This is a genomic window from Streptomyces sp. NPDC003042 (assembly GCF_053591315.1).
Genome location: NZ_JBSFTP010000058.1, coordinates 25,685 through 48,524, shown reverse-complemented (window position 1 = coordinate 48,524; position 22,840 = coordinate 25,685). Strand labels below are relative to the sequence as shown.

At 71.8% G+C, this 22,840-nt stretch carries 24 protein-coding genes; 16 read left to right on the top strand and 8 right to left on the bottom strand.

The window, feature by feature from the left end:
- Positions 1-197: 197 nt before the first annotated feature.
- The gene (locus ACWDYJ_RS25445; protein ID WP_451567904.1) at positions 198-1,175 is read right to left on the bottom strand and encodes a carbohydrate kinase family protein; all 978 of its coding nucleotides are present in this window, start codon (positions 1,173-1,175) and stop codon (positions 198-200) included.
- A 131-nt stretch (positions 1,176-1,306) separates the two neighbouring features.
- Here ACWDYJ_RS25445 and ACWDYJ_RS25440 point away from each other — a divergent pair, with 131 nt between their 5' ends.
- Both ACWDYJ_RS25440 and ACWDYJ_RS25435 read left to right on the top strand, forming a co-directional pair.
- The gene (locus ACWDYJ_RS25440; RefSeq protein ID WP_451567903.1) at positions 1,307-1,522 is read left to right on the top strand and encodes a hypothetical protein; all 216 of its coding nucleotides are present in this window, start codon (positions 1,307-1,309) and stop codon (positions 1,520-1,522) included.
- Between the two features lie 76 nt (positions 1,523-1,598).
- Complete coding sequence (locus ACWDYJ_RS25435; RefSeq protein WP_451567902.1) at positions 1,599-3,035, top strand: hypothetical protein; 1,437 nt, start codon at positions 1,599-1,601, stop codon at positions 3,033-3,035.
- 128 nt (positions 3,036-3,163) lie between these two features.
- On the opposite strand, the gene erpA is transcribed toward ACWDYJ_RS25435, so the two are convergent.
- Positions 3,164-3,520: an iron-sulfur cluster insertion protein ErpA gene (gene erpA / locus ACWDYJ_RS25430; RefSeq protein WP_030010511.1), complete on the bottom strand. Its 357-nt coding sequence runs from the start codon at positions 3,518-3,520 to the stop codon at positions 3,164-3,166.
- Positions 3,521-3,825: 305 nt separating this feature from the next.
- On the opposite strand from erpA, the gene nadA reads away from it, so the two are divergent.
- Positions 3,826-5,013 carry a quinolinate synthase NadA gene (nadA, locus tag ACWDYJ_RS25425; protein ID WP_451567901.1) on the top strand — a complete coding sequence of 396 codons (1,188 nt, stop codon included), beginning with the start codon at positions 3,826-3,828 and terminating at the stop codon, positions 5,011-5,013.
- A gap of 59 nt (positions 5,014-5,072) precedes the next feature.
- Here nadA and ACWDYJ_RS25420 read toward each other — a convergent pair whose 3' ends face one another.
- Positions 5,073-5,453, bottom strand: coding sequence for a hypothetical protein (locus ACWDYJ_RS25420; RefSeq protein ID WP_451567900.1), 381 nt, complete (start codon positions 5,451-5,453; stop codon positions 5,073-5,075).
- 158 nt (positions 5,454-5,611) lie between these two features.
- Between ACWDYJ_RS25420 and ACWDYJ_RS25415 the strand changes: the two genes are divergently transcribed.
- The 5 genes from ACWDYJ_RS25415 (at position 5,612) to ACWDYJ_RS25395 (ending at position 10,056) form a co-directional block, all read left to right on the top strand.
- Positions 5,612-6,460: a helix-turn-helix domain-containing protein gene (locus tag ACWDYJ_RS25415; RefSeq protein ID WP_451567899.1), complete on the top strand. Its 849-nt coding sequence runs from the start codon at positions 5,612-5,614 to the stop codon at positions 6,458-6,460.
- Positions 6,436-6,654, top strand: coding sequence for a DUF397 domain-containing protein (locus ACWDYJ_RS25410; RefSeq protein WP_451567898.1), 219 nt, complete (start codon positions 6,436-6,438; stop codon positions 6,652-6,654). Before ACWDYJ_RS25415 ends, ACWDYJ_RS25410 begins: the two co-directional genes overlap by 25 nt.
- 632 nt (positions 6,655-7,286) lie before the next feature.
- Positions 7,287-8,207, top strand: coding sequence for a hypothetical protein (locus ACWDYJ_RS25405; protein WP_451567897.1), 921 nt, complete (start codon positions 7,287-7,289; stop codon positions 8,205-8,207).
- Between the two features lie 191 nt (positions 8,208-8,398).
- Positions 8,399-8,719, top strand: coding sequence for a hypothetical protein (locus tag ACWDYJ_RS25400; RefSeq protein WP_451567896.1), 321 nt, complete (start codon positions 8,399-8,401; stop codon positions 8,717-8,719).
- Positions 8,720-8,823: 104 nt separating this feature from the next.
- The gene (locus ACWDYJ_RS25395) at positions 8,824-10,056 is read left to right on the top strand and encodes a LuxR C-terminal-related transcriptional regulator (protein ID WP_451567895.1); all 1,233 of its coding nucleotides are present in this window, start codon (positions 8,824-8,826) and stop codon (positions 10,054-10,056) included.
- A gap of 157 nt (positions 10,057-10,213) precedes the next feature.
- On the opposite strand, the gene ACWDYJ_RS25390 is transcribed toward ACWDYJ_RS25395, so the two are convergent.
- Both ACWDYJ_RS25390 and ACWDYJ_RS25385 read right to left on the bottom strand, forming a co-directional pair.
- Entirely contained in the window at positions 10,214-10,939 is a 726-nt protein-coding gene (locus ACWDYJ_RS25390; protein ID WP_451567894.1) for a response regulator, read from the bottom strand.
- A gap of 33 nt (positions 10,940-10,972) precedes the next feature.
- A complete protein-coding gene (locus ACWDYJ_RS25385; RefSeq protein WP_451567893.1) occupies positions 10,973-11,794 on the bottom strand; it encodes an adenosylcobinamide-GDP ribazoletransferase in 822 nt (273 codons plus the stop codon).
- Positions 11,795-11,879: 85 nt separating this feature from the next.
- On the opposite strand from ACWDYJ_RS25385, the gene ACWDYJ_RS25380 reads away from it, so the two are divergent.
- The gene (locus ACWDYJ_RS25380) at positions 11,880-12,647 is read left to right on the top strand and encodes a hypothetical protein (RefSeq protein WP_451567892.1); all 768 of its coding nucleotides are present in this window, start codon (positions 11,880-11,882) and stop codon (positions 12,645-12,647) included.
- An 88-nt stretch (positions 12,648-12,735) separates the two neighbouring features.
- On the opposite strand, the gene pspAA is transcribed toward ACWDYJ_RS25380, so the two are convergent.
- Complete coding sequence (gene pspAA / locus ACWDYJ_RS25375) at positions 12,736-13,014, bottom strand: PspA-associated protein PspAA (RefSeq protein WP_451567891.1); 279 nt, start codon at positions 13,012-13,014, stop codon at positions 12,736-12,738.
- A 14-nt stretch (positions 13,015-13,028) separates the two neighbouring features.
- A complete protein-coding gene (locus ACWDYJ_RS25370; RefSeq protein ID WP_451567890.1) occupies positions 13,029-13,823 on the bottom strand; it encodes a PspA/IM30 family protein in 795 nt (264 codons plus the stop codon).
- Between the two features lie 287 nt (positions 13,824-14,110).
- Here ACWDYJ_RS25370 and ACWDYJ_RS25365 point away from each other — a divergent pair, with 287 nt between their 5' ends.
- Both ACWDYJ_RS25365 and ACWDYJ_RS25360 read left to right on the top strand, forming a co-directional pair.
- A complete protein-coding gene (locus ACWDYJ_RS25365) occupies positions 14,111-14,719 on the top strand; it encodes a DUF3043 domain-containing protein (RefSeq protein WP_451567889.1) in 609 nt (202 codons plus the stop codon).
- A 101-nt stretch (positions 14,720-14,820) separates the two neighbouring features.
- Positions 14,821-15,528, top strand: coding sequence for a class I SAM-dependent methyltransferase (locus tag ACWDYJ_RS25360; protein ID WP_451567888.1), 708 nt, complete (start codon positions 14,821-14,823; stop codon positions 15,526-15,528).
- 827 nt (positions 15,529-16,355) lie between these two features.
- Here the strand turns inward: ACWDYJ_RS25360 and ACWDYJ_RS25355 are convergent.
- The gene (locus ACWDYJ_RS25355) at positions 16,356-16,568 is read right to left on the bottom strand and encodes a hypothetical protein (protein ID WP_451567887.1); all 213 of its coding nucleotides are present in this window, start codon (positions 16,566-16,568) and stop codon (positions 16,356-16,358) included.
- A gap of 93 nt (positions 16,569-16,661) precedes the next feature.
- Here ACWDYJ_RS25355 and ACWDYJ_RS25350 point away from each other — a divergent pair, with 93 nt between their 5' ends.
- From ACWDYJ_RS25350 to ACWDYJ_RS25330, 5 genes are all read left to right on the top strand, one after another.
- Entirely contained in the window at positions 16,662-17,870 is a 1,209-nt protein-coding gene (locus tag ACWDYJ_RS25350; RefSeq protein ID WP_451567886.1) for a bifunctional adenosylcobinamide kinase/adenosylcobinamide-phosphate guanylyltransferase, read from the top strand.
- 5 nt (positions 17,871-17,875) lie between these two features.
- Complete coding sequence (locus ACWDYJ_RS25345) at positions 17,876-18,799, top strand: DMT family transporter (protein WP_451567885.1); 924 nt, start codon at positions 17,876-17,878, stop codon at positions 18,797-18,799.
- Between the two features lie 229 nt (positions 18,800-19,028).
- Complete coding sequence (gene cobT / locus ACWDYJ_RS25340) at positions 19,029-20,120, top strand: nicotinate-nucleotide--dimethylbenzimidazole phosphoribosyltransferase (protein ID WP_451567884.1); 1,092 nt, start codon at positions 19,029-19,031, stop codon at positions 20,118-20,120.
- Between the two features lie 80 nt (positions 20,121-20,200).
- A complete protein-coding gene (locus tag ACWDYJ_RS25335; RefSeq protein WP_451567883.1) occupies positions 20,201-22,087 on the top strand; it encodes a phosphatidylglycerol lysyltransferase domain-containing protein in 1,887 nt (628 codons plus the stop codon).
- Positions 22,084-22,830, top strand: coding sequence for a hypothetical protein (locus tag ACWDYJ_RS25330; protein WP_451567882.1), 747 nt, complete (start codon positions 22,084-22,086; stop codon positions 22,828-22,830). Before ACWDYJ_RS25335 ends, ACWDYJ_RS25330 begins: the two co-directional genes overlap by 4 nt.
- Positions 22,831-22,840: the final 10 nt, after the last annotated feature.

Here is a 22,840-nt window from a genome sequence, read left to right as displayed (position 1 = left end):
GGATGGGGGAAGGGCGGGTAGGGGACAGCCCCGCGCAGCGGCCGGCCCCGGCCCCGCCCACGGCCCGGCGGACGGAGTCCGGGACAGCAACCCCCGAGCGCCGGCCCGGGACACCGGCTCAGCCCCGACGGACGGAGTCCGGCGCAGCGGCGCGAAGCCCGGGAGGCCCGCCAGGGCCGAGCGGTGCGAGCGGCGCGTTAAGAGGAAAGGTGGGCGCGGACCTCGGTGGCCGCCGAATCCCCGTAGGCCTTGGTGAAGCGCTCCATGAAGTGCGCACGGGCCAGCGTGTACTCCTGGGTGCCGAGCGTCTCGATGACCAGCGTCGCCAGCATGCAGCCCAGCTGCGCGGCACGCTCGAGGCCGACCCCCCAGGCCAGCCCGGTCAGGAAGCCCGCGCGGAACGCGTCGCCGACACCGGTCGGGTCGATCTTGGCCATCTCTTCCGGGCAGCCGACGACGATCGTTTCCTGTCCGACCCGCTCGATCCGCACGCCCTGCGCGCCGAGCGTGGTGACCCGGGTGCCGACCTTGGCGAGGATCTCCTGGTCGGTCCAGCCGGACTTCGACTCGATGAGGCCCTTCTCGTACTCGTTCGAGAACAGGTACGTCGCGCCCTCCATCAGGGTGCGGATGTTCTCGCCGTCCATGCGGGCGATCTGCTGCGAGAAGTCGGCGGCGAAGGGGATGCCGCGCGTCCGGCACTCCTCCGTGTGGCGGAGCATCGCCTCGGGGTCGTCGGCGCCGATCAGGACGAGGTCGAGGCCGCCCACGCGGTCGGCGACGGCCTTGAGTTCGATCTGCCGGGCTTCGCTCATCGCGCCCGTGTAGAAGGAGCCGATCTGGTTGTGGTCCGAGTCGGTCGTGCAGACGAAGCGCGCGGTGTGCAGCACTTCGGAGATCCGTACGGAGTCGGTGTCGACGCCGTGCCGTTCGAGCCAGGCGCGGTACTCGTCGAAGTCGGAGCCGGCCGCGCCGACGAGGATCGGGCGGCTGCCGAGCTGGCCCATGCCGAAGCAGATGTTCGGGCCGACGCCGCCCCGCCGTACGTCGAGGTTGTCGACGAGGAAGGAGAGGGAGACCGTGTGGAGCTGGTCGGCGACCAGCTGGTCGGCGAAGCGGCCCGGGAAGGTCATGAGGTGGTCGGTGGCGATGGAGCCGGTGACTGCGATGCGCACGGCGTGGATGCTCCTGCGGAGGACGGCGAGGGGACATTCAAAACTACCCGGTCGGCGGCCTCAGGCCGACCGGCAGAAACTACCCCGTAGTAGGACTTCCTTCACCCGCCGTGCCGTGCCTACCGTGCCCCATGACCTACACCGATGGCTTCGGGTATGCCGAGTACACCGCCGACGCTCGGCCCGGCTTCGCTACGTTGCTGGGCGACTGTGCCCGCATGGCCCCGCACTGGGCGGTGCCGCGGGCTCCCCGGCCGGTGCGGGTGGCGCCCTCGCAGATCCACGGCGTCAGGGTCCCGTCGGCCTCGGCCCGGCTGATCGCGTCCACCGCGGCCTACGGGGACTAGCCTGGCGAGGGAACCGGTTGCGCGGCTGTTCCGTCACACACGCATCACACGGCGGGACATGCGAAGGAGCGATGCGGTGACCAGCGAACAACCCGACACATCACATGCCACACGACGGCGGCCGTCCTGGGCCATCGGCTCGATCGCGGCCGCCGTCCTGCTCGCGGGCAGCGGGACGGCGTACTGGGCGTCCACGGCCCACGGCGACGCCGCGGGCGGCGGTCGTACGGGTGACAGCGCGGCCGTCGCGCCCCGGGACGCCGGGAGCCCCACGGGGCCCGGCATCGCGCCCGGGGAGCCGGATCCGTCCGGTGGCGGCGTGGTCTACACGGCGGAGGCCAAGCTCCCGGAGGGTCCGCCCACGGCGCCGGCCTTCGTCGCGTCCGGCGAGGTCACCTCCGAGGAGGTGGCCCGGCTCGCGACGGCCCTCGGCATCCCGGGAACCCCGCGGCTGAGCGGCGAGCAGTGGCAGGCCGGGGAGGGCGCCGACGGGTCCGGGCCCCGGCTCACGGTCACCCGTAAGGCCCCCGGAACCTGGAGCTTCGCCCGCTTCCAGGCGGTGGGCACGGACGGCTGCGTGCGCGGCAAGGACACCTGCGGCCCCGCCACCCTGCCGGGCGGCGGCGGCGACGACGCGGCGGCGGCGGGCAAGGGCGGCGGCAAGCCCGTGTCCGAGCAGGCGGCGAAGGCCGCCGCGGCTCCCGTGCTGGCGGCCGTCGGCCAGAGCGGCGCCAAGGTCGACGCCCGCCTCACGCAGGGATCGGTCCGGGTCGTGACCGCCGACCCGGTGGTCGGCGGGCTGCCCACTCAGGGCTGGTCCACCAAGGTCAGCGTGGGCTCCGACACCCAGGTGGTGTCGGCCGGCGGCGAGCTGAAGGCACCGGTCCGCGCGGCCGAGCAGCCGGTGGTCGGGGCCGTGGAGGCGCTGGCCCGGCTGAACGCCGCGAGCGCCCGCGGCGGCGCGGACCCGGCCCCCAGCGGTTGCGCGACCTCCGTCCCGCTGAACCCCGAGACCCCGCCCGGGCCGACGGACACGGTGCCGTGCGATCCGGAGCCGCGCCCGATGAAGCCGCCCCGGACCGAGACCGTACGGGGGGCCGTGCTCGGGCTGGCCCCCGGGACGGTGGACGGCGGGCGCGCTCTGGTGCCGGCCTGGCTGTTCGACGTGGCGGGCAAGGGCGGCAGGCCGGGCCACACGGTGGTCCAGCCGGCGGCCGAGGACAACCCCGCCCCGGGGCCCTCGCAGGGGCGTACCGTGCCCGGGTTCTCGTACGACGAGGAAGACCGGAAGCTGACCGTGAACTTCTGGGGCGGGGTGTGCAGCAGCTACGCCCTGGAGGCGCGGGAGCAGGGCGCCTCGGTCCTGGTCAAGATCACCGACACGCCGCACAAGCCGGACCAGGCCTGCATCATGCTGGCCAAGGAGATGTCCCTGACGGTGACGCTCCAGCAGCCGCTCGGCGACCGGAAGGTGGTCGACGCGACGTCCGGCGAGACGCTCCCCCACCAATAGCGGCGAAGCCGCCGGAAGACGCGTGCGGCGAAGCCGCCGGAAGACGCGTGCGGCGAAGCCGCCGGAAGACGCGAAAAGGCCCGGGCCCCAGTCGGAATCGACCGGGGCCCGGGCCTTTTGGCGCACGCTTAGCTGAACGAGTCGCCGCAGGCGCAGGAGCCGGTGGCGTTCGGGTTGTCGATGGTGAAGCCCTGCTTCTCGATGGTGTCGACGAAGTCGATGGAGGCGCCGTGCAGGTACGGGGAGCTCATCCGGTCGGTGACGACCTTGACACCGTCGAAGTCCTTGACGACGTCGCCGTCGAGGGAGCGCTCGTCGAAGAAGAGCTGGTAGCGCAGGCCGGAGCAGCCACCGGGCTGGACGGCGACGCGGAGCGCCAGGTCATCGCGGCCTTCCTGCTCCAGCAGGGTCCTGACCTTCTCGGCGGCGGCGTCGGACAGGAGGATGCCGTCGCTCACAGTGGTCTTGTCGTCCTGTACGGACATCTGCATTCACTCCCGAAGTGGGCGGCTCCCCGCCGGAGGCTGGGGAAACGTCGGACTCTTGCCGTCGATGGCAACCAGCGCGACCGCGGATTCATTCCGGGGCCGGCACTCGTTTCAGATATTCATGCTCGCACACCCTCGCGGAGCGGTGGACCTGATGAACCGGACGGCCCGTGGTGGGGCGAATGCGTCACATCGACGCTATCGGGCATCGTCAAAGTGACATGAAGCCGCTATGATAGATAGCGTCAAATAGACGAGAAGTCGAAGCGCCTCCAGAAATCCCTTGTCGCAGAACAGAAAGGGTGCGTGTCGTGACCACCGCCCAGCCCTTGGACGTCCAGCCGACGCCCCTTGCCCTGCTGCTGCTCGGCCGCGAAGCCGACCCGAAGAGCGAGCGCGGGGTGGAGTGCCCCGGCGACCTGCCGTCGCCGTCGGACCCGAACCTGGTGGCGCGCGCCCGGGCGGCCAAGGAGAAGCTCGGGGACAAGGTCTTCATCCTCGGCCACCACTACCAGCGGGACGAGGTCATCGAGTTCGCCGACGTCACCGGCGACTCCTTCAAGCTGGCCAAGGACGCGGCCGCCAAGCCGGAGGCCGAGTACATCGTCTTCTGCGGCGTGCACTTCATGGCCGAGTCCGCGGACATCCTGACCTCGGACGACCAGAAGGTGGTCCTGCCCGACCTGGCCGCCGGCTGCTCGATGGCCGACATGGCCACCGCCGAGCAGGTCGCGGAGTGCTGGGACGTGCTGACCGACGCGGGGATCGCCGATGTCACGGTGCCCGTCTCGTACATGAACTCCTCGGCCGACATCAAGGCCTTCACCGGCAAGCACGGCGGCACGATCTGTACGTCGTCGAACGCCAAGCGCGCGCTGGACTGGGCCTTCGAGCAGGGCGAGAAGATCCTCTTCCTGCCGGACCAGCACCTCGGCCGCAACACCGCCGTCCGCGACATGGGCCTGTCCCTCGACGACTGCGTCCTCTACAACCCGCACAAGCCGAACGGCGGCCTGACCGTCGAGCAACTGCGGAACGCCAAGATGATCCTGTGGCGCGGCCACTGCTCCGTGCACGGCCGTTTCTCGGTCGAGTCGGTCAACGACGTCCGCGCCCGCATCCCCGGCGTGAACGTCCTGGTGCACCCCGAGTGCAAGCACGAGGTCGTGGCGGCGGCGGACTACGTCGGCTCGACGGAGTACATCATCAAGGCGCTGGAGGCGGCCCCGGCCGGCTCCAAGTGGGCCATCGGCACCGAGCTGAACCTGGTCCGCCGTCTGGCGAACCGTTTCGCCGCCGAGGACAAGGAAGTCGTCTTCCTCGACAAGACGGTCTGCTTCTGCTCGACGATGAACCGCATCGACCTCCCCCACCTGGTGTGGACCCTGGAGTCCCTGGCCGAGGGCAACCTCGTCAACCAGATCCAGGTCGACAGGGAGACGGAGAGCTTCGCGAAGCTCGCCCTGGAGCGGATGCTCGCGCTCCCGTAGGGCGAGCGACGCAGTGACGCGTGAAGGGGGTCCGGGATTCCCGGACCCCCTTCACGGTCTCAGAGATAGAGCTGGCGTCCGCAGTGACGGCAGCAGACCTTGTCCCCGCGCCGCTCGGTCCCCAGGTGCTCACACGGCCGCCTGCTGCCACCCGGCAGCCGGGCACCTCTGCTGTGGGCGATCCGCAGGACATCTCCGAGGGCCCTGATGAGATACCCGACCGCGTGGCGCACCTCGGGCGGGGACACGGCCCCGCCGGGGGCGGACGCCAGTGGCCGGAAGTCCCGGAGCATCTCCTCGGCCGAGGCGAGCAGGCCGGCCTCCACCTCGTCGGCCACCCTGGACATCCGACTGCCGGGATCGTCCGTACTGAGGTAGCAGGGTGCGCCGTCGGGTGTGGTCCACGGCAGCAGCCGCACGCCTTCCGCGTCACTCGTCATCGTGTCTCTCCTCCGCGCCGCCGTTCCGTGAACCCCTGGCACTCACGGCGGCCGGGTCGCTACGGTGTGTGTCATCAGCATCACCCTCCGGTAGATCGGCTCAACAGGGGCACGGCGTCCCGGTGTTGAGTACGGGACGAAAACAGCGAGGCGAGACGATGAAGTACCAGCCCCAGGCCCTGACCCCCTACATCTCCGCCCGCCACTACTTCGGTTCGGAGCAGCGGCGTTACCGTGAGCGCGCGGGGCTGTCCCTCGTACAGCTCGCGGGCATCCTCAACTCCAGCAAGAGCACGCTCGCGCGCGTGGAAACGGCCGAGCTGATGCCGCCGCCCGACCTCCCGGCCCAGCTCGACGCGGCCTTCGGCTCGGACCGGCACTTCCACGGGCTGTTCGAACTCGCCAAGCGCGAGGCGCATCCGGACCAGTACCGGCGGTACATGGACTTCGAGGCACGGGCCGAGACGATCGAGCAGTTCGGCTCCCAGGTCGTGCCCGGCCTGTTCCAGACCAGGGCCTACGCCCACTCCGCCCTCAGCTGTCAGGAGGATCTGTCGCCGGAGCAGGTCCAAGAGCGCGTCGCCGCCCGCATGTCCCGGCAGGAGCGGCTCAGGTCGGACAGTCCTCCGCACCGGTGGGCGATCATCGACGAGGCCGTGCTCCGGCGCCGGATGGGCAGCCCCGAAGTCGGCCGCCGACAGCTGGCCGCACTGCTGGAACAGGCCGATACCGCGCACAGTAAAGTGCAGGTGATGCCGTTCGGGGCGGGTCTCCACTCGCTGTTGGGCGGCGCACTGACACTGCTGACGCTTCCCGACGGCTCCACGGTGGCCTACGAAGAGGGCATCCAGGCCGGTCATCTCTACGAGGACCGGGACGCGGTGAAGAGGTGGCGGCGGCAGTACGAGGTACTGCGTGCGAACGCCCTCCCGCCGGCCGAGTCGGCGGAGCTGATCCAGAAGGCAATGGAGGACCACAGGCCATGCGACACACCCCAGACGACCTGAGCGCCGCCCGCTGGCGCAAGAGCAGTTACAGCAACACCAACGGGGGCGAATGCGTCGAGGTCGCCCACGGCTTCCCCGGCGTCGTGCCCGTGCGGGACAGCAAGAACCCCCACGGCCCCGCGCTCGTACTGGCGGCCGGCGCGTGGACGACGTTCGTCGCGGACCTGAAGGCCGGGGACGCGCCCGCCCACTGAACAGCGCAGCCGCAGCCCGTCCCGGCGTCATGCCGGGACGGGCTTCTTCGTCTCGCTGGGCTCGTCAATCGACCCGGGCCACGACCGCGACGTCATGCCGACGGCCTGCGAACCGCGGCATCGCCGTACCGGGTGCGGGGTGACGGCTCCTGGTGGTTCTTGACTGGTCAGAGCATGGGTCGTTTGACCCATGCCGTTGGGGCGAGGTGGGTTGAGCGATTTGCCCGACGCCGGGTGCGTGCCCACGTCCTAGATTCAAGAGCGTGAGCCGACGGAAGAGCAGAGGTTCCGAGGCTGATTTTCTCTCCGTGTGAGGAGGTGGCAGCGATGCGGCAAACACGCATAACGCGCCGCCCGCCCCCGCGCCCCAGGCCCACTCTGCTGGACCTACGGACACCTTCCGGCCGCCTGTTGCCGTACTAAGACTTCCACCCTCCGACCCCCAGGGCTTTCAGGGAGGAATGGAGATTGATCATGAAGCGCATGGCCCGTCGCGTCGTCGTGACGCTCGTACTGGTCGCGGGATCCCTCGCCACCGCAGCTTCCACCGCTTTCGCCGGCGGCGGCTACTGGTCCGGGTGATCAATTCCCGGCAGAACCGTGTTTGTTCATCTTCGCCTGAGGCCTGGATCATGAATACACCGCACATTCAGCCCGGTCACGCCGTGGCCGTCGCCAGTCCACGGGTGGAGTCGCTCAGGGTCCGTCCGACCGAGTGGAAGATCCACTGGATCCTGCGCATCGCGATCGCGGCCGAGTTCATCGGGCACGGAGCCTTCGGCATCATGGGCAAGGAGGCCTGGCTCGGCTACTACGCCGTCATGGGCATTCCCCCGTCCGCGGCCTGGGTCCTGATGCCCTTGACCGGGATGGTGGACATCACGCTCGGCCTCCTCGTCCTGCTGCGCCCCACCAGGGCACCGCTGGCGTACATGGCGTTCTGGGGCCTGTTCACCGCCCTGCTGCGTCCACTGAGCGGTGAGTCGTGGTGGGAGGTCTTCGAGCGCTCGTACAACTTCGGCGTGCCTCTCGCACTGCTCCTCTTCCATGGTGTGGCAACCTCGCGCAGGGAGTGGCTGGAGCGAATCCGCGGGATTCCGCGTCTGACGCGGAAGCGGGCGAAGTCGTTCACCTGGGGCTTCCGGCTGATCATCGCCTCCTTCCTGATCGGACACGGCGGCTACGGCGCCTTCGTCCACAAGCCGGTCCTCACCGAGCAGTACGCGTCCGTCGGCCTGACCTCCGTGACCCAGGCCGTGGGCTGGTTCGAGATCGCGCTCGGTGCGCTGGTCCTGGTGACCGTGCCGACGACCCGCCTGCTCCTCTTCGTGTGCGCCTGGAAGATCGCGACGGAGCTGCTCTACGTGACGAGCGGGGCGTACGGGGCTCCCTTTGAAGTCATAGAACGCGCCAGCTGCTACGCCGCGCCCCTCGCGCTGATCTGCTTCATCAAGATCCTCTCCCGGCCGCCGGCTCAGCCTGGTCGGGGCGGGGTTTGGCCGGGGCAGGGTTTGCGAGGCGCTCGCGGTGCGTCATCACACGCCGCGAAGTGATGCCGTGATCTGTCGTGATCTCTGTCGTGATCTCTGTCTTGATCATCCAGGAGGCATGGGCTCCGAGTTATGGGTTCCACAGTGCGCCCCGCGCATGAGCACGTGTCCGAGATCGCGGACCGTCGCCACAGCCTGGTATCTGATCTAGATTGATATCAGGTGCCGGAAATCTCGCGCACGTGGAGCGCACCATGAGCGTGGCGGTCGAGGATCTCGAGCGTGGGCGCACGGCCTTCGAGCGGTGCTCCTGGGAGGAGGCCTTCACGCTGCTCAGCAGCGCTGATTCGGCCTCGCCGCTGCAGGTGGAGGACCTGGCGGCGCTCGCACAATGCGCCTACCTCACGGGGAGGACCGACGCGTGCGCCGAAGCCCACCGCCGTTCGTATACGGAGCACCTGCGCACGAGCAATCCGCGCGGCGCCGCAATGTCCGCGTATTGGCTGCACGTCACCCTGTTCTTCAAGGGCGATGCGGCACTGGCCGCCGGCTGGCTCGCGCGCAGCGGCTGCTGAAGGACGAGCCGGACTGCGTCGAGCGGGGCTACGTCCTCGCAACGGAAGCGGACATGTTGTATCTGAGCGGTGACGTGGAGGGGTCTCTCGCTCTGGCGCCCCGAGTGAGTGAGATCGGTAACCGGTTCGACGATCTCGACCTGGCGACCATGGGACTGCACCAGGAGGGCCGTGCGCTCTTCCGGCTCAAGGGGATGTCCGAAGGCGGGAAGCTACTCGACGAGGCCATGGTCGCCGTGGTGGCCGGGGATATCGGCCTCTTCTTCACCCCCTGGATCTATTGCAGCTCGATCAGCCTGTGTCAGTTCGCCGCGGAGTTCCGCCGTGCCGCGGAGTGGACCTCCGCCCTGGAGGAATGGGCCGGCGCCCAGAGCCATTCCCGGCTGATCTCCGGTACCTGCCACGTACATCGAGCGCAGATCATGCAGCTCCGCGGGGCATGGCCACAGGCCGAGGAGGAGGCGCGGCTGGCTGCGGAGCAGTTGAACGGTCTGATCACCTTCGACGCCGCCGAGGCCTCGTACCAGATCGGTGAGATCCGCCGGCTGGTCGGCGACGTGCTCGCGGCCGAGGAGGCATTCGTCCGGGCCGGCCGGCTGGGGAGGGAGCCGCAGGCGGGCCTGGCGCTGTTGCGGTTGGCCCAGGGCCGGATGCAAGCGGCCGGGGCGGCGATCCGCCGCGCGTTGGCCGAACCCTCCCGCGACCGCCTGGCCAGGGCCGCGCTCCTGCCGGCCCAGGTGGAAATCGCCGTGGCCGCCGGACAGGCGCAGGAGGCGCGGCTGGCTGCGGACGAACTGCATGCCATCGCCTTGGACTACGGCCCGGCGCTCCGGGCAACTGCCGACTACTCGCGTGCGCTGGTGCAGCTGGCCGAGGGCGACGCGAACGGGGCGCTGGCCTGCCTTCGCCGGGCCTGGCAGATCTGGCAGGAGCTGGACGTGCCCTACGAGGCAGCCCGCACCCGCCTGCACATCGGCCTGGCCTGCCGCGCCCTCGGCGACGAAGACACCGCGCACCTGGAGATCGACGCCGCACGGTCCGCCTTCAACCAGCTCGGCGCCATGCCGGACCAGCAGTACGCGACAAGGCTGCTCGGCAGGGCCAGGAGGCCCACGGAGCTGCCGGGCGGGCTCACCGGACGGGAAGCCGAGGTGCTGCGACTGGTGGCCGCGGGCAAGAGCAATCGACAGATCGCCACGGAGCTGTTCCTGAGCGAGAAGACGGTGGGGCGGCACCTCAACAACATCTTCCTCAAGATCGGCGTCACGTCCCGAGCCGCAGCCACCGCCTACGCGTACGAACACGACCTCGTGCGACGCGGCGACGCATCGAAGTGACGGACAACGCGCTGGTCACCACTCCGCGGTGGGTGACGTGATCGAGCTCCGAACCGCGATCCGGTCCCGGCTGTGATGGCTGCCAGGTCGTATCCGGATCGCGGAGACCTGCCGCGTCTGCTCGCCCGAGACGTGCTCGGTTCGCTCTCCGGCTCCGCTACTCGGTGCGGGGCCGCACCAGGCCCGATTCGTACGCGATGACCACCAATTGGGCCCGGTCGCGGGCGCCCAGCTTGGCCATGGCCCGGTTGACGTGGGTCTTGACGGTGAGCGGACTGACCTCCAGCCGCGTGGCGATGCCGTCGTTGGAGAGGCCCGCGGCGACGTGCACGAGGACCTCGCGCTCGCGGCCGGTCAGGGCGGCGAGCCGCTGCGCGTGCGCTGCGCCGACGGCGGGGGCGTCGCTGTGGTCGCCCTGGGCGAGGAAGCTGGCGATGAGCCCCTTCGTCGCGGCCGGTGAGAGCAGTGCCTCGCCGGCGAACGCGACGCGGACGGCGTTGAGCAGCTCCTCGGGCTCGGCGCCCTTGCCGAGGAAGCCGGAGGCCCCGGCGCGCAGCGCGGAGACGACGTACTCGTCCACCTCGAAGGTGGTCAGCATGACGACGCGGACATGGGCGAGTTCGGGGTCCGCGCTGATCAGGCGGGTGGCGGCGAGACCGTCGGTGCCGGGCATCCGGATGTCCATGAGGACGACGTCGGCCCGCCGCTCGCGGGCGAGGGTGTAGGCCTGGGCGCCGTCGCGGGCCTCCCCCACGACCCGCATGTCGGGCTCGGAGTCGACGAGCACCTTGAAGGCGCTGCGCAGCAGTGCCTGGTCATCGGCGAGCAGCACCCTGATGGGTGCGCCGTCCCCTGCCCGCGTCTGCGCCACCGTGTCGTCCACGCCCCGAGGGTACGCGCCGGGCGGGAGGCCGGATCAGCCGAGGGCGAGGACCAGCAGGACGGTGGTGGCGGCGACCTCGGACAGCGCTCCGAAGACATCGCCGGTGACGCCCTCGAAGCGGCGGACGCAGCGGCGCAGCAGCAGTTCGGCCGCCAGCAGGGCCAGCAGCACCGCCGCCGCGTGCTGGGCGACGGCCGGCAGGCCCAGCGGGAGGGCGGTCAGCGCGGCCACGGCCACGACGAGGGCCGCCACCGTCGCCGCGGTGCCGCGCGGGACCACGCCCGCGACCGCGGCGCCCAGACCCTCGGGCCGGGCGGCGGGGACGCCGTCGCGGGAGGCCAGGGTCATCGCCAGCCGGGCGGTGACGGCGCTGAGCACGGCGGCGAGCGCGCCCCGTACCCAGCTGTCGGCGTACACGTTCGCCAGCGCCGCCGCCTGCACCAGCAGGAGCAGCAGCAGGGCGATGACCCCGAAGGGGCCGATGTCGGACTGCTTCATGATCCGCAGGGCGTCCTCGGCGGGCTTCGCGCTGCCCAGGCCGTCGGCCGTGTCGGCCAGGCCGTCCAGGTGCAGCCCGCGGGTCAGCGCCGCCGGGACCGCGACGGTGACGGCCGCGGCGAGCAGCGGACCGCCGTCGAGGAGCAGCAGGAGCGTCCCGGGTACGGCGGCGAGCAGCCCGACGGCGAGGCCCGCGAGGGGGGCGCAGGCCATGCCCGCGCGGGCGGCGGGCCGGTCCCAGCGGGTGATGCGCGCGGGCAGGACGGTCAGCGTGCCGAACGCGAAGCGGATGCCGTCGGGCAGCGAGGCGTGCTCGGACGGGGGCACCGGCGGCGAATCGTCGTATGAATCTGTCATCGGCGGGAACGCTACCCGCTGACGCCGAGCGGTAAATTGCCCAATACGTTCCATATCGGGAGCCGCGCCGCAGGGAGTCGGTGGAATGGATCACTGGTGGTACCGCAACATCATCGAACCGGGGAAGCTCCCGCTGCTGCTCGCTCTGCTGTCCTTCGTGATGTCGTTCCTGGTCACGCGCGTGATCACGCGGATGATCCGGGCCGGCAAGGGTCCCTTCAAGAACGTCACCCCGGGCGGCATCCACGTCCACCACGTGGTCCCGGGGGTGATCCTGGTGATCATCGGCGGGTTCGGCGCGGTCGGCAGCGGCGGGCACACTTTCGGCGCGGGCCTGTCGGCCGTGATCTTCGGGCTGGGCGCGGGCCTGGTGCTGGACGAGTTCGCGCTGATCCTGCACCTCGACGACGTCTACTGGAGCGAGCAGGGCCGCACGAGCGTGGAGATCGTGGTCCTGACGGCCGCTCTGGTGGCCCTCGTCCTGGGCGGATTCCTGCCCTTCGGAGTGAACGAGCTGACCGCCGAGGAACGCCAGAGCCGCGGGCTCGTCGCCATGAACACGGCCACCAACTTCTTCCTGGCCCTGATCGCCCTGTGGAAGGGCAAACCCCGCACCGCGATCTTCGGCACCATCGTGCCCCTCGTCGCCCTGATCGGCGCGATCCGGCTGGCCCGGCCCGGCTCCCCGTACGCCAAGAGGTTCTACGCGAAACGCCCGCACGCCCGGGCCAGGGCCGGGCTGCGCGCCTTCCACCACGACCGGCGGTGGGCGAGCCCGCGCCGCAGGTTCGAGAACTTCATCGGCGGAACGCCTGACGACCCGGACCGCGTGGCGGTGGAGAAGCCCGAATGACCCGCCCTCCCGGTACCAGGGGGAACGGCGAAGGCCCGCCCTCCCTGGTAGGCGTACCCGGGGGGCGGGCCTTCGCGCGTCGGTGTCCTCAGCCCGGGATCAGGCCGTCGTCGCTGAGCATCTCCCGGACCTCGCCCAGCGTCGCCTCCGGCGCGGGCAGGATCAGCTCGGACGGCTCCAGCACCTCGTCCGGGAGCGGCTCGCCGAGCCGCCGTACGGCTGCGAGCAGTGCGCCCAGCGTGCGCCGGAAGCCCTCCTCGTCACCGGTCTCCATCTCCGCGAGCAGTTCGTCGTCCAGCTTGTCGAGCTCGACGAGGTGACTGTCGGCCAGCATGCGCTGGCCCTCCCCCATGATGCGGACAATCATGACGGGCCCCTGTCCTACTGCTTGTCGAACCGGTGCTGGGTCTGCGGCTGCTGGGTGGTGCCCGGGGCGCCGCCCTCGATGGCGGGCTGCTGGGCGGAGGAGCCGCCCGCCAGCTCGGCCTTCATGCGCTGAAGCTCCAGTTCGACGTCGCTGCCGCCGGAGAGGCGGTCCAGCTCGGCCTGGATGTCGTCCCGGGAGCCGAGGCCGCTCTGGTCGTCCAGCGCGCCGGAGGCCAGCAGCTCGTCGATCGCGCCGGCCCGTGCCTGGAGCTGGGCGGTCTTGTCCTCGGCCCGCTGGATGGCGAGGCCGACGTCGCTCATCTCCTCCGAGATGCCGGAGAAGGACTCCGCGATCCGGGTCTGCGCCTGGGCGGCGGTGTAGGTGGCCTTGATGGTCTCCTTCTTCGTCCGGAAGGCGTCCACCTTGGCCTGCAGGCGCTGCGAGGCGAGGGTCAGCTTCTCCTCCTCGCCCTGGAGGGTCTGGTGCTGCACCTCCAGGTCGCTGACCTGCTGCTGGAGCGAGGCGCGGCGGGACAGCGCCTCGCGGGCCAGGTCTTCACGGCCGAGCGCGAGCGCCTTGCGGCCCTGGTCCTCCAGCTTGGCGGACTGCCCCTGGAGCTGGTTGAGCTGCAGTTCCAGGCGCTTGCGGGAGGTCGCCACGTCGGCGACTCCGCGGCGCACCTTCTGCAGGAGCTCCAGCTGCTTCTGATACGAGTAGTCAAGGGTCTCGCGCGGATCCTCGGCCCGGTCCAGGGCCTGGTTCGCCTTCGCGCGGAAGATCATCCCCATACGCTTCATGACACCGCTCATGGGCTTCGCGCGCCCCCTTCTGACGGACTTCGCTCAAGGTCACCAACAGGTGCGATCCCCCGTCACGCCGGTGATCGCCACAGAACCCACAGTACGGGCCCTGTCTCTATTACCGCACTGTTCCGGTACGGATGCGCTCCTCCTCCAGGACGACTACACCCGCCCCTTGTCAGGCGTAAGGAGTAGGTGATCCCCGAGAACCCCGAGGACCCTCGTACCGGGAAGACGCCCGCCGTTGCCGGATCGTTCCCCGGCAGGGTGGGGCCCATGCCCCCGACCACGTAGGCTTGGGTTTTGTGTTTGGTAGCCGCTCCTCCAAGGAAGAGAAGGCCGCCGCCGCCGACAAGGCGAGCGCCGACCTCTCGCAGCCCCGTAACCCGCAGGCCCCGAAGGGCCGCCCTACGCCGAAGCGTGCTGTGGCCCAGTCGCAGCGCAAGGCCGTGGTGGCCTCGACCGGCAACCGCAAGGAGGACGCCAGGCGAGCCCGTGAGCGCCGCCGTGAAGAGATGGCCCGGCAGCGCGCAGCGCTGGCCAATGGCGATGAGCGTTATCTGCCCGCCCGCGACAAGGGCCCCGTCCGCAAGTTCGTCCGTGACTTCGTGGACTCCCGCTTCTCGGTCGCCGAGATGTTCCTGCCGCTGGCAGTGATCATCCTGGTGCTGAGCATGGTCCGTGTCCCGTCGATCCAGAACATCGCGCTGATGCTGTGGCTCGGCGTGATCGCCCTGATCATCGTCGACTCCATCGGTCTGGTCTTCCGGCTCCGCAAGGCACTGACCGAGCGCTTCCCGGACGAGCCGCGCCGCGGCGCCGTCGCGTACGGCCTGATGCGCACCCTCCAGATGCGCCGGCTGCGCCTGCCGAAGCCGCAGGTCAAGCGCGGGGAACGGCCCTGAGCGGAGCGACGCCCGGAGCACCGGGCGACCGCTTTTCAGGGGGAGCCCGGCTGTGGCTCGAGGGCCTGGGCGGACTGCGCAACGCGGTCCGCCAGGAGCTCGTGGGCCGACAGGTCGAGGAACAGATCGCGCACCGCTTCCCGGTGGGGCAGCGGCTGCGCGTCCTGGACGTCGGCATGGGCCAGGGCACCCAGGCGCTGCGGCTCGCCCGCGCCGGGCACAAGGTCACCGGGCTGGAGCAGGACCCGGCCATGCTGGAGGTCGCCCGCGCGGCCCTGGCCGCCGAGCCCCCCGGGATCCGCGACCGGGTCAGCCTGATCGAGGGCGACGGCCGCGAGACGGGCGCGCACTTCGGGCCGGGCAGCTTCGACGTGGTGCTCTGCCACGGCGTCCTGATGTACGTCGCCGAGTCCGACGCCATGCTCGCCGGGCTGGCCCGGATGCTGGCGCCGGGCGGCCTGCTGTCCCTGCTCGTACGCAACGGCGACGCGCTCGCCATGCGGCCCGGCCTGTCCGGGGACTGGACGGCCGCGCTGGCCGCCTTCGACACCGTGGACTACAGGAACCGGCTGGGCCTGGACGTCCGGGCCGACCGGCTCGCCGGGCTGACCGCGACGCTCTCCGGGATCGGCGCGCCGCTGCACACCTGGTACGGGGTCCGCGTCTTCACCGACGGGACCGAGGCCGGGGAGGAGCTCCCGCCGGAGGCGGAGCTGGAGCGGCTGCTGGCCGCCGAGGAACGCGCCGGCCGCACCGACCCCTACCGCGGGGTCGCCGCGCTCCTCCACCTGTGCGGCGTCCGCGGGTAGCCTGGCCGGCTGTTTCCCGGAACCCCCGGTCGGGGGGTCCCACCGGCCGGGACCCGGGCGTTGCCCGGGAGCCCACCGGCCGGGCCCCTGACCCGCGCGGGGCGGGGACCGGCCGTGACCGGGCTACCCCGCGCCGAGGCGCATCCGTGACGCCGGCCGAGGCCGGACCGGGTGCGGCCCTGGCGCAACCCGCACCCGGGCAGTGCACGGGCACGCCCGTGCACCTCCCCTGACGGGTTCCGCAGCCCGGCGGGCCGAGTTGCGGACCGCGAGGCCGGACCAGCCGGCCGCGGACCCGGGGCCGCGCCTCGGCGAGGCGGGATCCGCGCGTCGGCCAAGGCCGGCCGGACCCCGCCCGGGCGCCCGGACGATCCCCACTCGGCGCTGACAGGCCGCTCCGCCGACCAGCCCTGCCTGGATGACGCGCACTGAGCCGGCCCGCGAGGCCTGACTGAGCGGTTCCGGCCAGAGCCGACGCACCCCGGTCCGGTCCGGCCCCGGACCGCAGGGTCCGGCCAACGGCCAGCCCGGATGACGCGCACTACCCCGGGCCCGCGAAGCCGGCAGAGCTGTTCCCCCAGAACCGGCGCACCCCGGCCTGGTCCGGGCCCCGGGCCAAGCTGGAGCCCGGCCCGGCCATGGACAGGTCCGGGCCAGGGACCGGTCGGCACGGGCTCCGGGCAGGCAGCCCGGACGGGTTCCCCGTCCGGGTGGGCGGCGCGGAGCGGGGGCCGCGCGGGCCCCCGTTACCCCCGGCTACCCCCCGGCCAGGGAGGAGCGGGGGCCGCGCGGGCCCCCGTTACCCCCGGCTATCCCCCGGCCAGGGGTCAGGCGTCCAGGGCCGCGCGGAGGCTCATCGTGTAGAGCTCCGTGCCGTTGTCGTCGGACAGTTTCACCTGTTCCGTGCCGCCCTCCAGCAGGTCCTTCCAGTACTCACCGATCCAGGACTCCGCGTCTCCCTGGGTGGTGAACTCCTCCGGTACCACCGACGGGCTCGTCTCGGTGCCTTCGGCCGTCTCGAACCGCCACGTCCACGCCATGTCCGCCTCCGTTGCTCGTCCGCTGCTCGCCTTGAGTCTGCCCGCAGAGTAACCGGGCGCGCACCACTCGCGGCGACGCGGGAGGATCTCTGTGTGGAACTCACTCTGCTCGGCACCGGTACACCCGAAGGACTGCCCCGCCCCGGCTGTCCCTGCGCCGCCTGCGCGGTGTCCGTGGGGCCCCATGCCCGCGCCGCGACCGCCGTACTCGTGGACGGGGCGCTGCTGCTGGACCTGACCCCGGGGGCGGTGCTGGCGGGGGCGCGTGCGGGGCGTTCGCTGGGCGGCGTACGGCAGGTGCTGCTGACGCATCCGCACGACGGGCCGGCCGTCGAGCTGCCGCCCGGGCTGCCCGCCGCCGGGCGGGTGCCGGACGGGCGGGAGCTCGCGGTGATCAGCGGGCACCGGGTGCGGGCGGCGGCGATGGACGCGCCGGGCACCGGGTACGAGGTCACCGGCCCGGACGGGAGCCGGCTGCTGTACCTGCCGCCGGGCGGGGCTCCGGCCGGGACGGACGGGAGGTCGGCGCAGCGCCCGTACGACATGGTCCTCGCGGATGTGCTGGGCCGGCCGGAGGCGCTGGCGCGGCTGCGGGCGAGCGGTGCGGTCGGGCCGGCCACCGATGTGATCGCCGTGCACCTGGACCACGACACCCCGCCGGGGCGGGAACTGGAGCGGCGGTGCGCGGCGGTCGGGGCGCGGGTCGTGCAGGACGGGACCACCGTGGTGGCCGGTGACTACCACGCGGTGCCGGACGTACCGCGCCGGACCCTGGTGCTGGGCGGCGCCCGTTCGGGCAAGTCCTTCGAGGCGGAGCGGCGGCTGGCGGCCTTCCCGGAGGTGGTCTACGTCGCCACGGGCGGCACCCGCGACGGTGACGCGGAATGGGCCCAGCGCGTCGGTCTGCACCGGGAGCGCCGGCCGGGGAGCTGGCGGACGGTGGAGACCTGCGAGCTGGTGCCGCTGCTGGCGCAGACCGACGGGCCGCCGCTGCTGATCGACTGCCTCGCGCTGTGGCTCACCGACGCCATGGACCGGGCCGGGGCGTGGGACGACGCCGTGTGGGCGGCCGGGGGGCAGAAGGAGCTGCGCGAGCGGATGGCCGATCTCGTGGCGGCCGTCCGCGCGACCCGCCGCACGGTGGTGCTGGTGAGCAACGAGGTGGGGGCGGGGGTGGTTCCGGCGACGGCGTCGGGGCGGCGGTTCCGGGACGAGCTGGGGCGGCTCAACAACGCGGTGGCCGGGGAGTGCGAGCACGTGCTCCTCGTCGTGGCGGGGCAGGCGCTCGTCCTCAAGGAGTAGCTGAGGTGGTCAGTGTGGAAACCTCCGGTGGGACCACGGAGCGGGCCGGGCTCGCCGCCTTCGCGGGGTGTTCGCTGCTGGGCGGGGGCAATGCCGTCGGGGTCCGCTTCAGCAACCGGGAGCTGGAGCCGCTGTGGGGCGCCGCCCTGCGGTTCGGCGCGGCGGCGGTGCTGCTGCTGGCGGTCATGGCCGTCCTGCGGCTGGCGCTGCCGCGCGGCCGGGCGCTGGCCGGGGCGGTGCTGTACGGGCTGCTCAACTTCGGGGTGACCTTCGCGCTGGCCTACTACGCCCTGGTCCACCTCCACGCGGGGCTCGGGCAGACGGTGCTGGCGCTGGTGCCGCTGGTGGCGCTGCTGCTGGCGGTGGCGCAGCGTCAGGAACCGTTCCGCAGGGCGGCGCTGGCGGGGACGCTCGTCGCGGCCGCCGGGGTCGCGCTGGCCTCGCGGGCGCCGCTCCAGGCCGACGTGCCGGTGCTGTCCCTGCTGGCGATGCTGGGCGCCGTACTGTCCTTCGCGGAGGCGACCGTACTCGCGCACCGGCTGCCGCCGGTCCATCCGGTGACGATGAACGCGGTGGGCATGACGGCCGCGGCGGTGGTGCTGTTCGCGGGCTCCTTCGCGGCGGGCGACACCTGGCGGCTGCCGGAGCGGGCCGCGACCTGGTGGGCGCTGGTGTACCTGGTGGTGGCGGGTTCGGTGCTGACCTTCGTCCTCTACCTGATGGTCGTGCGGCGGTGGGGTGCGTCGCGCGCGGCCTACGTCTTCGTCGTCATCCCCGTCATCACGATCGTCCTGTCGGCCTGGCTCGACGACGAGGAGCTGACGGCCGGTCTGCTGCTGGGCGCTCCGCTCGTCCTGCTCGGCGTCCATCTGGGCGCTCTGCGGCCCGGCCGGGAGGAGGCCCGCACGGGCCGTACGCACCGCCGTTAGGGGCTAGGGGGTGTTTCCCGGATCTCCGTGGGAGAAGGAGCGGGGTCTGGCGCGTGCGATCGCAAGGCGCCGGAGTGTCCTAGTAGCGGAGCTACTCGGGCATTTCGGCAACGCGGCTGGGGGTCCCCCCGGACGGAGTCTGGGGGAGTGCGTGCCAGACCCCGCGACGCCGCGGAGATCCGGGAAACACCCCCTAGGTCAGGGCCTCACCGGCTGTACGCTCTGGCAGATGACCACGCTGAATCTCGACGACTTCTCCGATCTGATCGAGCGCCCCGACGGGGGCGTCCGGCGTGACGCCGAGGAGCGCCGTGAACGGCTGGCGGTGCCGCCGGGCGCGCTGGGCCGGCTCGACGAGCTCGCCGAATGGCTGGCCGCCGCGCAGGGACGGGTGCCGGTCCGGCCGATCGAGCGGGCGCGCGTCGTCCTGTTCGCCGGCGACCACGGGATCGCCGCCCAGGGCGTCTCCGCCCGGTCCGCCGGAACCGCGCACGAGCTGGTGCGTTCCGTGCTCGACGGGAACAGTCCCGTCTCGATCCTGGCCGGGCGCCTCGGTGCCACCGTGCGCGTCGTGGACGCGGGTCTGGACTGCGGTCCGGAGCTGCTGCCCGAGGACGTGGTGCGCCACCGCGTACGGCGCGGCAGCGGGCGCATCGACGTGGAGGACGCCCTGACGGCCGAGGAGGCCGAGGCGGCGCTGCGGCTCGGCATCCGGATCGCCGACGAGGAGGCCGACTCCGGTACGGACCTGGTCGTCCTGGGGGACCTCAGCGTGGGCGGCACCACGGTGGCGGCCACCCTGGTCGCCGCGCTCTGCGGAACCGACGCCTCGGTGGTCACCGGCCGCGGCGGGACGCCCATCGACGATCTGACGTGGATGCGCAAGTGCGCGGCGATCCGCGATGCCCTGCGCCGGGCCCGTCCGGTTCTCGGTGACCAGGTGGCGCTGCTGGCGGCGGTCGGCGGCGCGGATGTCGCCGCCATGACCGGTTTCCTGCTCCAGTGCGCGGTGCGCCGAACGCCGGTCATCCTCGACGGGGTCGTCTCGGCGGCGTGCGCGCTGGTCGCCCAGCGGGCCGCCTTCCGCGCTCCGGACTGGTGGCTGGCCGGTCAGGCGAGCGGCGAGCCGGGCCAGGCGAAGGCCCTGGACCGGATGGCACTCAACCCTGTGCTCGACCACGGCGTCACTGTGGGAGAAGGAACCGGGGCATTGCTGGCACTCCCCCTGGTCCAGGCGGCTGCCGCGCTCGCGGCGGAACTGCCGGAGCGGGCCGCGGCGGAGCAGCCCGCGGACCGCTCCGCGGAGCCGTCCGCGGAGTGAGCCACCGGACATCACGGGCCTGACCGGTCCGCGATGTTCGGACCACCTGTGGACGGTGACGCCCCATACCATCGCTTTTCATGGGAGAGGTCGGCTTGACCAGCGCAGAGACCGACCGGAGCCTCGACCAGGCGTCCGGCAAGGGTTCCCACGGCGGAGGGAGGGGAACCGGCGGCGAACCCGCCGGGAGGCCGGAGACCCGTAGGGGGACCACCGGATCGAGGCGTGGCGCCGCGTTCGCGGTCTGGTATCTGCGGGCCGTCACCTTCGTGAACTTCCTCAGCGCGGTGTGGGTTTCGCTCGGGCAGGACCTGCGCAGACACAACACCGCCGATTTCTACACCCCGTACCTGCTCACGGCCGGCTTCGCCTCGGGGCTGTTCTCGCTGCTGCTCGCGGTGACGATGGGCCGCCGCAAGCGGGCGGCCTGGATCCTGAACCTGGTCGTCGCCGGGCTGTTGCTGCTGGCCTTCGCGACCGCCGCCTTCGCCCCGTGCGTCGACGGCGAACTGAACCTGTGCTACCCGGAGTTCCGCGACCACGCGCAGAACTGGGTCTCCCTCGCCCTGACCGCGGCCTTCGTGGGCGCCCTGCTGCTGGGCCGCCACGAGTTCTACGCCAAGGGCGACCGCTCCAACCCCAAGCTGGCCACCGCCGTCGCAGCCGCCGGACTGCTCGTCACCTCGCTGGTCGCCGCCCTGCTGGTCGGCGCCACCAACACCGCCGCGGACCGCGCCGACGCGACGTTCCCCGCCCGCTGGCGCTACGGCCTGATGCGGCTGGTGACACTGGCGCCCGACGACAAGGCGTACCACGCGATCACCACGCCCGCCTGGGTGGACGTCTTCATCAACGTGATGTCGATGCTGCTGCTGCTCGCCGTGCTGTTCGCGGCCTTCCGCTCGCGCCGCGCCGTCGACCCGCTCACCGCGCGGGACGAGGAGCGGCTGCGGGCGCTGCTCGCCCGGCAGGGCGAGCGCGACTCGCTCGGCTACTTCGCGCTGCGCCGCGAGAAGTCCGTCGTCTGGTCCCCCACCGGGAAGGCCGCCGTCACCTACCGGGTCGTCGGCGGGGTCTCCCTGGCCTCCGGCGACCCCATCGGCGATCCCGAGGCCTGGCCCGGGGCGATCGAGCCGTGGCTGGCCGAGGCGCGCGAGCACGGCTGGGTGCCGGCCGTGATGGGCGCGAGCGAGGAGGCCGGGCAGATCTACGCGCGGCACGGGCTGGACGCGCTGGAGCTGGGCGACGAAGCCATCGTCGAGACCGAGGAGTTCACCCTGGAGGGGCGGGCCATGCGGACCGTCCGGCAGGCCTACAACCGCGTCGGGCGAGCCGGGTACACGGTGCGGATCCGCCGCCACGCCGACATCCCGGCCGACGAGATGGCCGTACTCCTCGAGCGGGCCGACGACTGGCGCGACGGAGCGACCGAGCGCGGCTTCTCCATGGCACTGGGCCGGCTGGGTGATCCGGACGACGGCCAGTGCGTGATGCTGGAGTGCACCGACGGCAATGGCGATCTGCGGGCCGTGCTGTCCTTCGTGCCGTGGGGCCCCAAGGGGCTCTCGCTCGATCTGATGCGCCGCGACCGGGACTCCGAGAACGGTCTGATGGAGTTCATGGTCATCGAACTCCTGGAACGCGCCAAGGAGATCGGCGTCACACAGGTCTCACTGAACTTCGCGATGTTCCGTTCCGTCTTCGAGCGGGGGTCCAAGCTCGGCGCGGGTCCGGTGCTGCGCATGTGGCGCTCGCTGCTGAGCTTCTTCTCCCGCTGGTGGCAGATCGAGTCCCTCTACCGGGCCAACGCCAAATACCGGCCGATCTGGGAGCCGCGGTTCATGCTCTTCGAGAAGAGTTCCGACCTGCTGCGGATCGGTATCGCGGCGGGCCGGGCCGAAGGCTTCCTGGAGGCACCCGGCCTGCCGAAGTGGCTGCACCGCAGACATCTGGAGACGATTCGTTGACGGCGTGGACGACGGCCTCACCGCGGCGGTTCGCCCGCCGCGAGTGGGGCCCCCTGTTCTGGACGATCCGGGACGCGCTCGTCCGCGACAAGTGGCGCGCGATCCCGATGACGATCGGCGCGGTCGCTCTGACCTCGGTCTTCCAGATCGTGCAGAACACGCCCTGGGGCTTCCAGCCGGTCCAGAACCTGGGCTCCGTCAAGGCCGTCGATCCGCTGTGGCTCGCGCTGCTGCGTACGCCCCTGTCGCTGTTCGTGCCGGCCCTCGACCTGCCGGTGTGGGGGGCGCTCGCACAGATCCTGCTCGTCTTCGGGATCGCGGAGATCTGCATCGGCTGGTGGCGCACCCTGCTGATCGGCTACGTCGCCACCCTGGCCGGGACCACGTACGCCCGGATCGGGCTCGCGCTGGACCCCGGCCATCCCTTCGGTCTGCCGGATTCCGACCGGATCGTCAACGACACGGGGCCCTCGGCGGCCGTGGTGGGGCTCGCCATGTACGTCTGCTGGCGCTACCGGGCGTATCTCACCGCCGCCCTGGTGATCCTGGTGATGATCGCGGAGGTGCTGGTCAAGAACAATCTGGCGGGCAAGGAGCACCTGGCGGCCATCGCCGCCGTCATGGTGGTGTGCGTGGTCCGGGCGAAGTGGGGTCCGGGGCGCTCGCGGGCACCGCTCGGCCGCCGGTCGTCGTCCCGGCCCGCGGCTCCCCCGCCCCCGTCGCCTCCGCCGGGGCGTGCCTGAGCCGTACGCG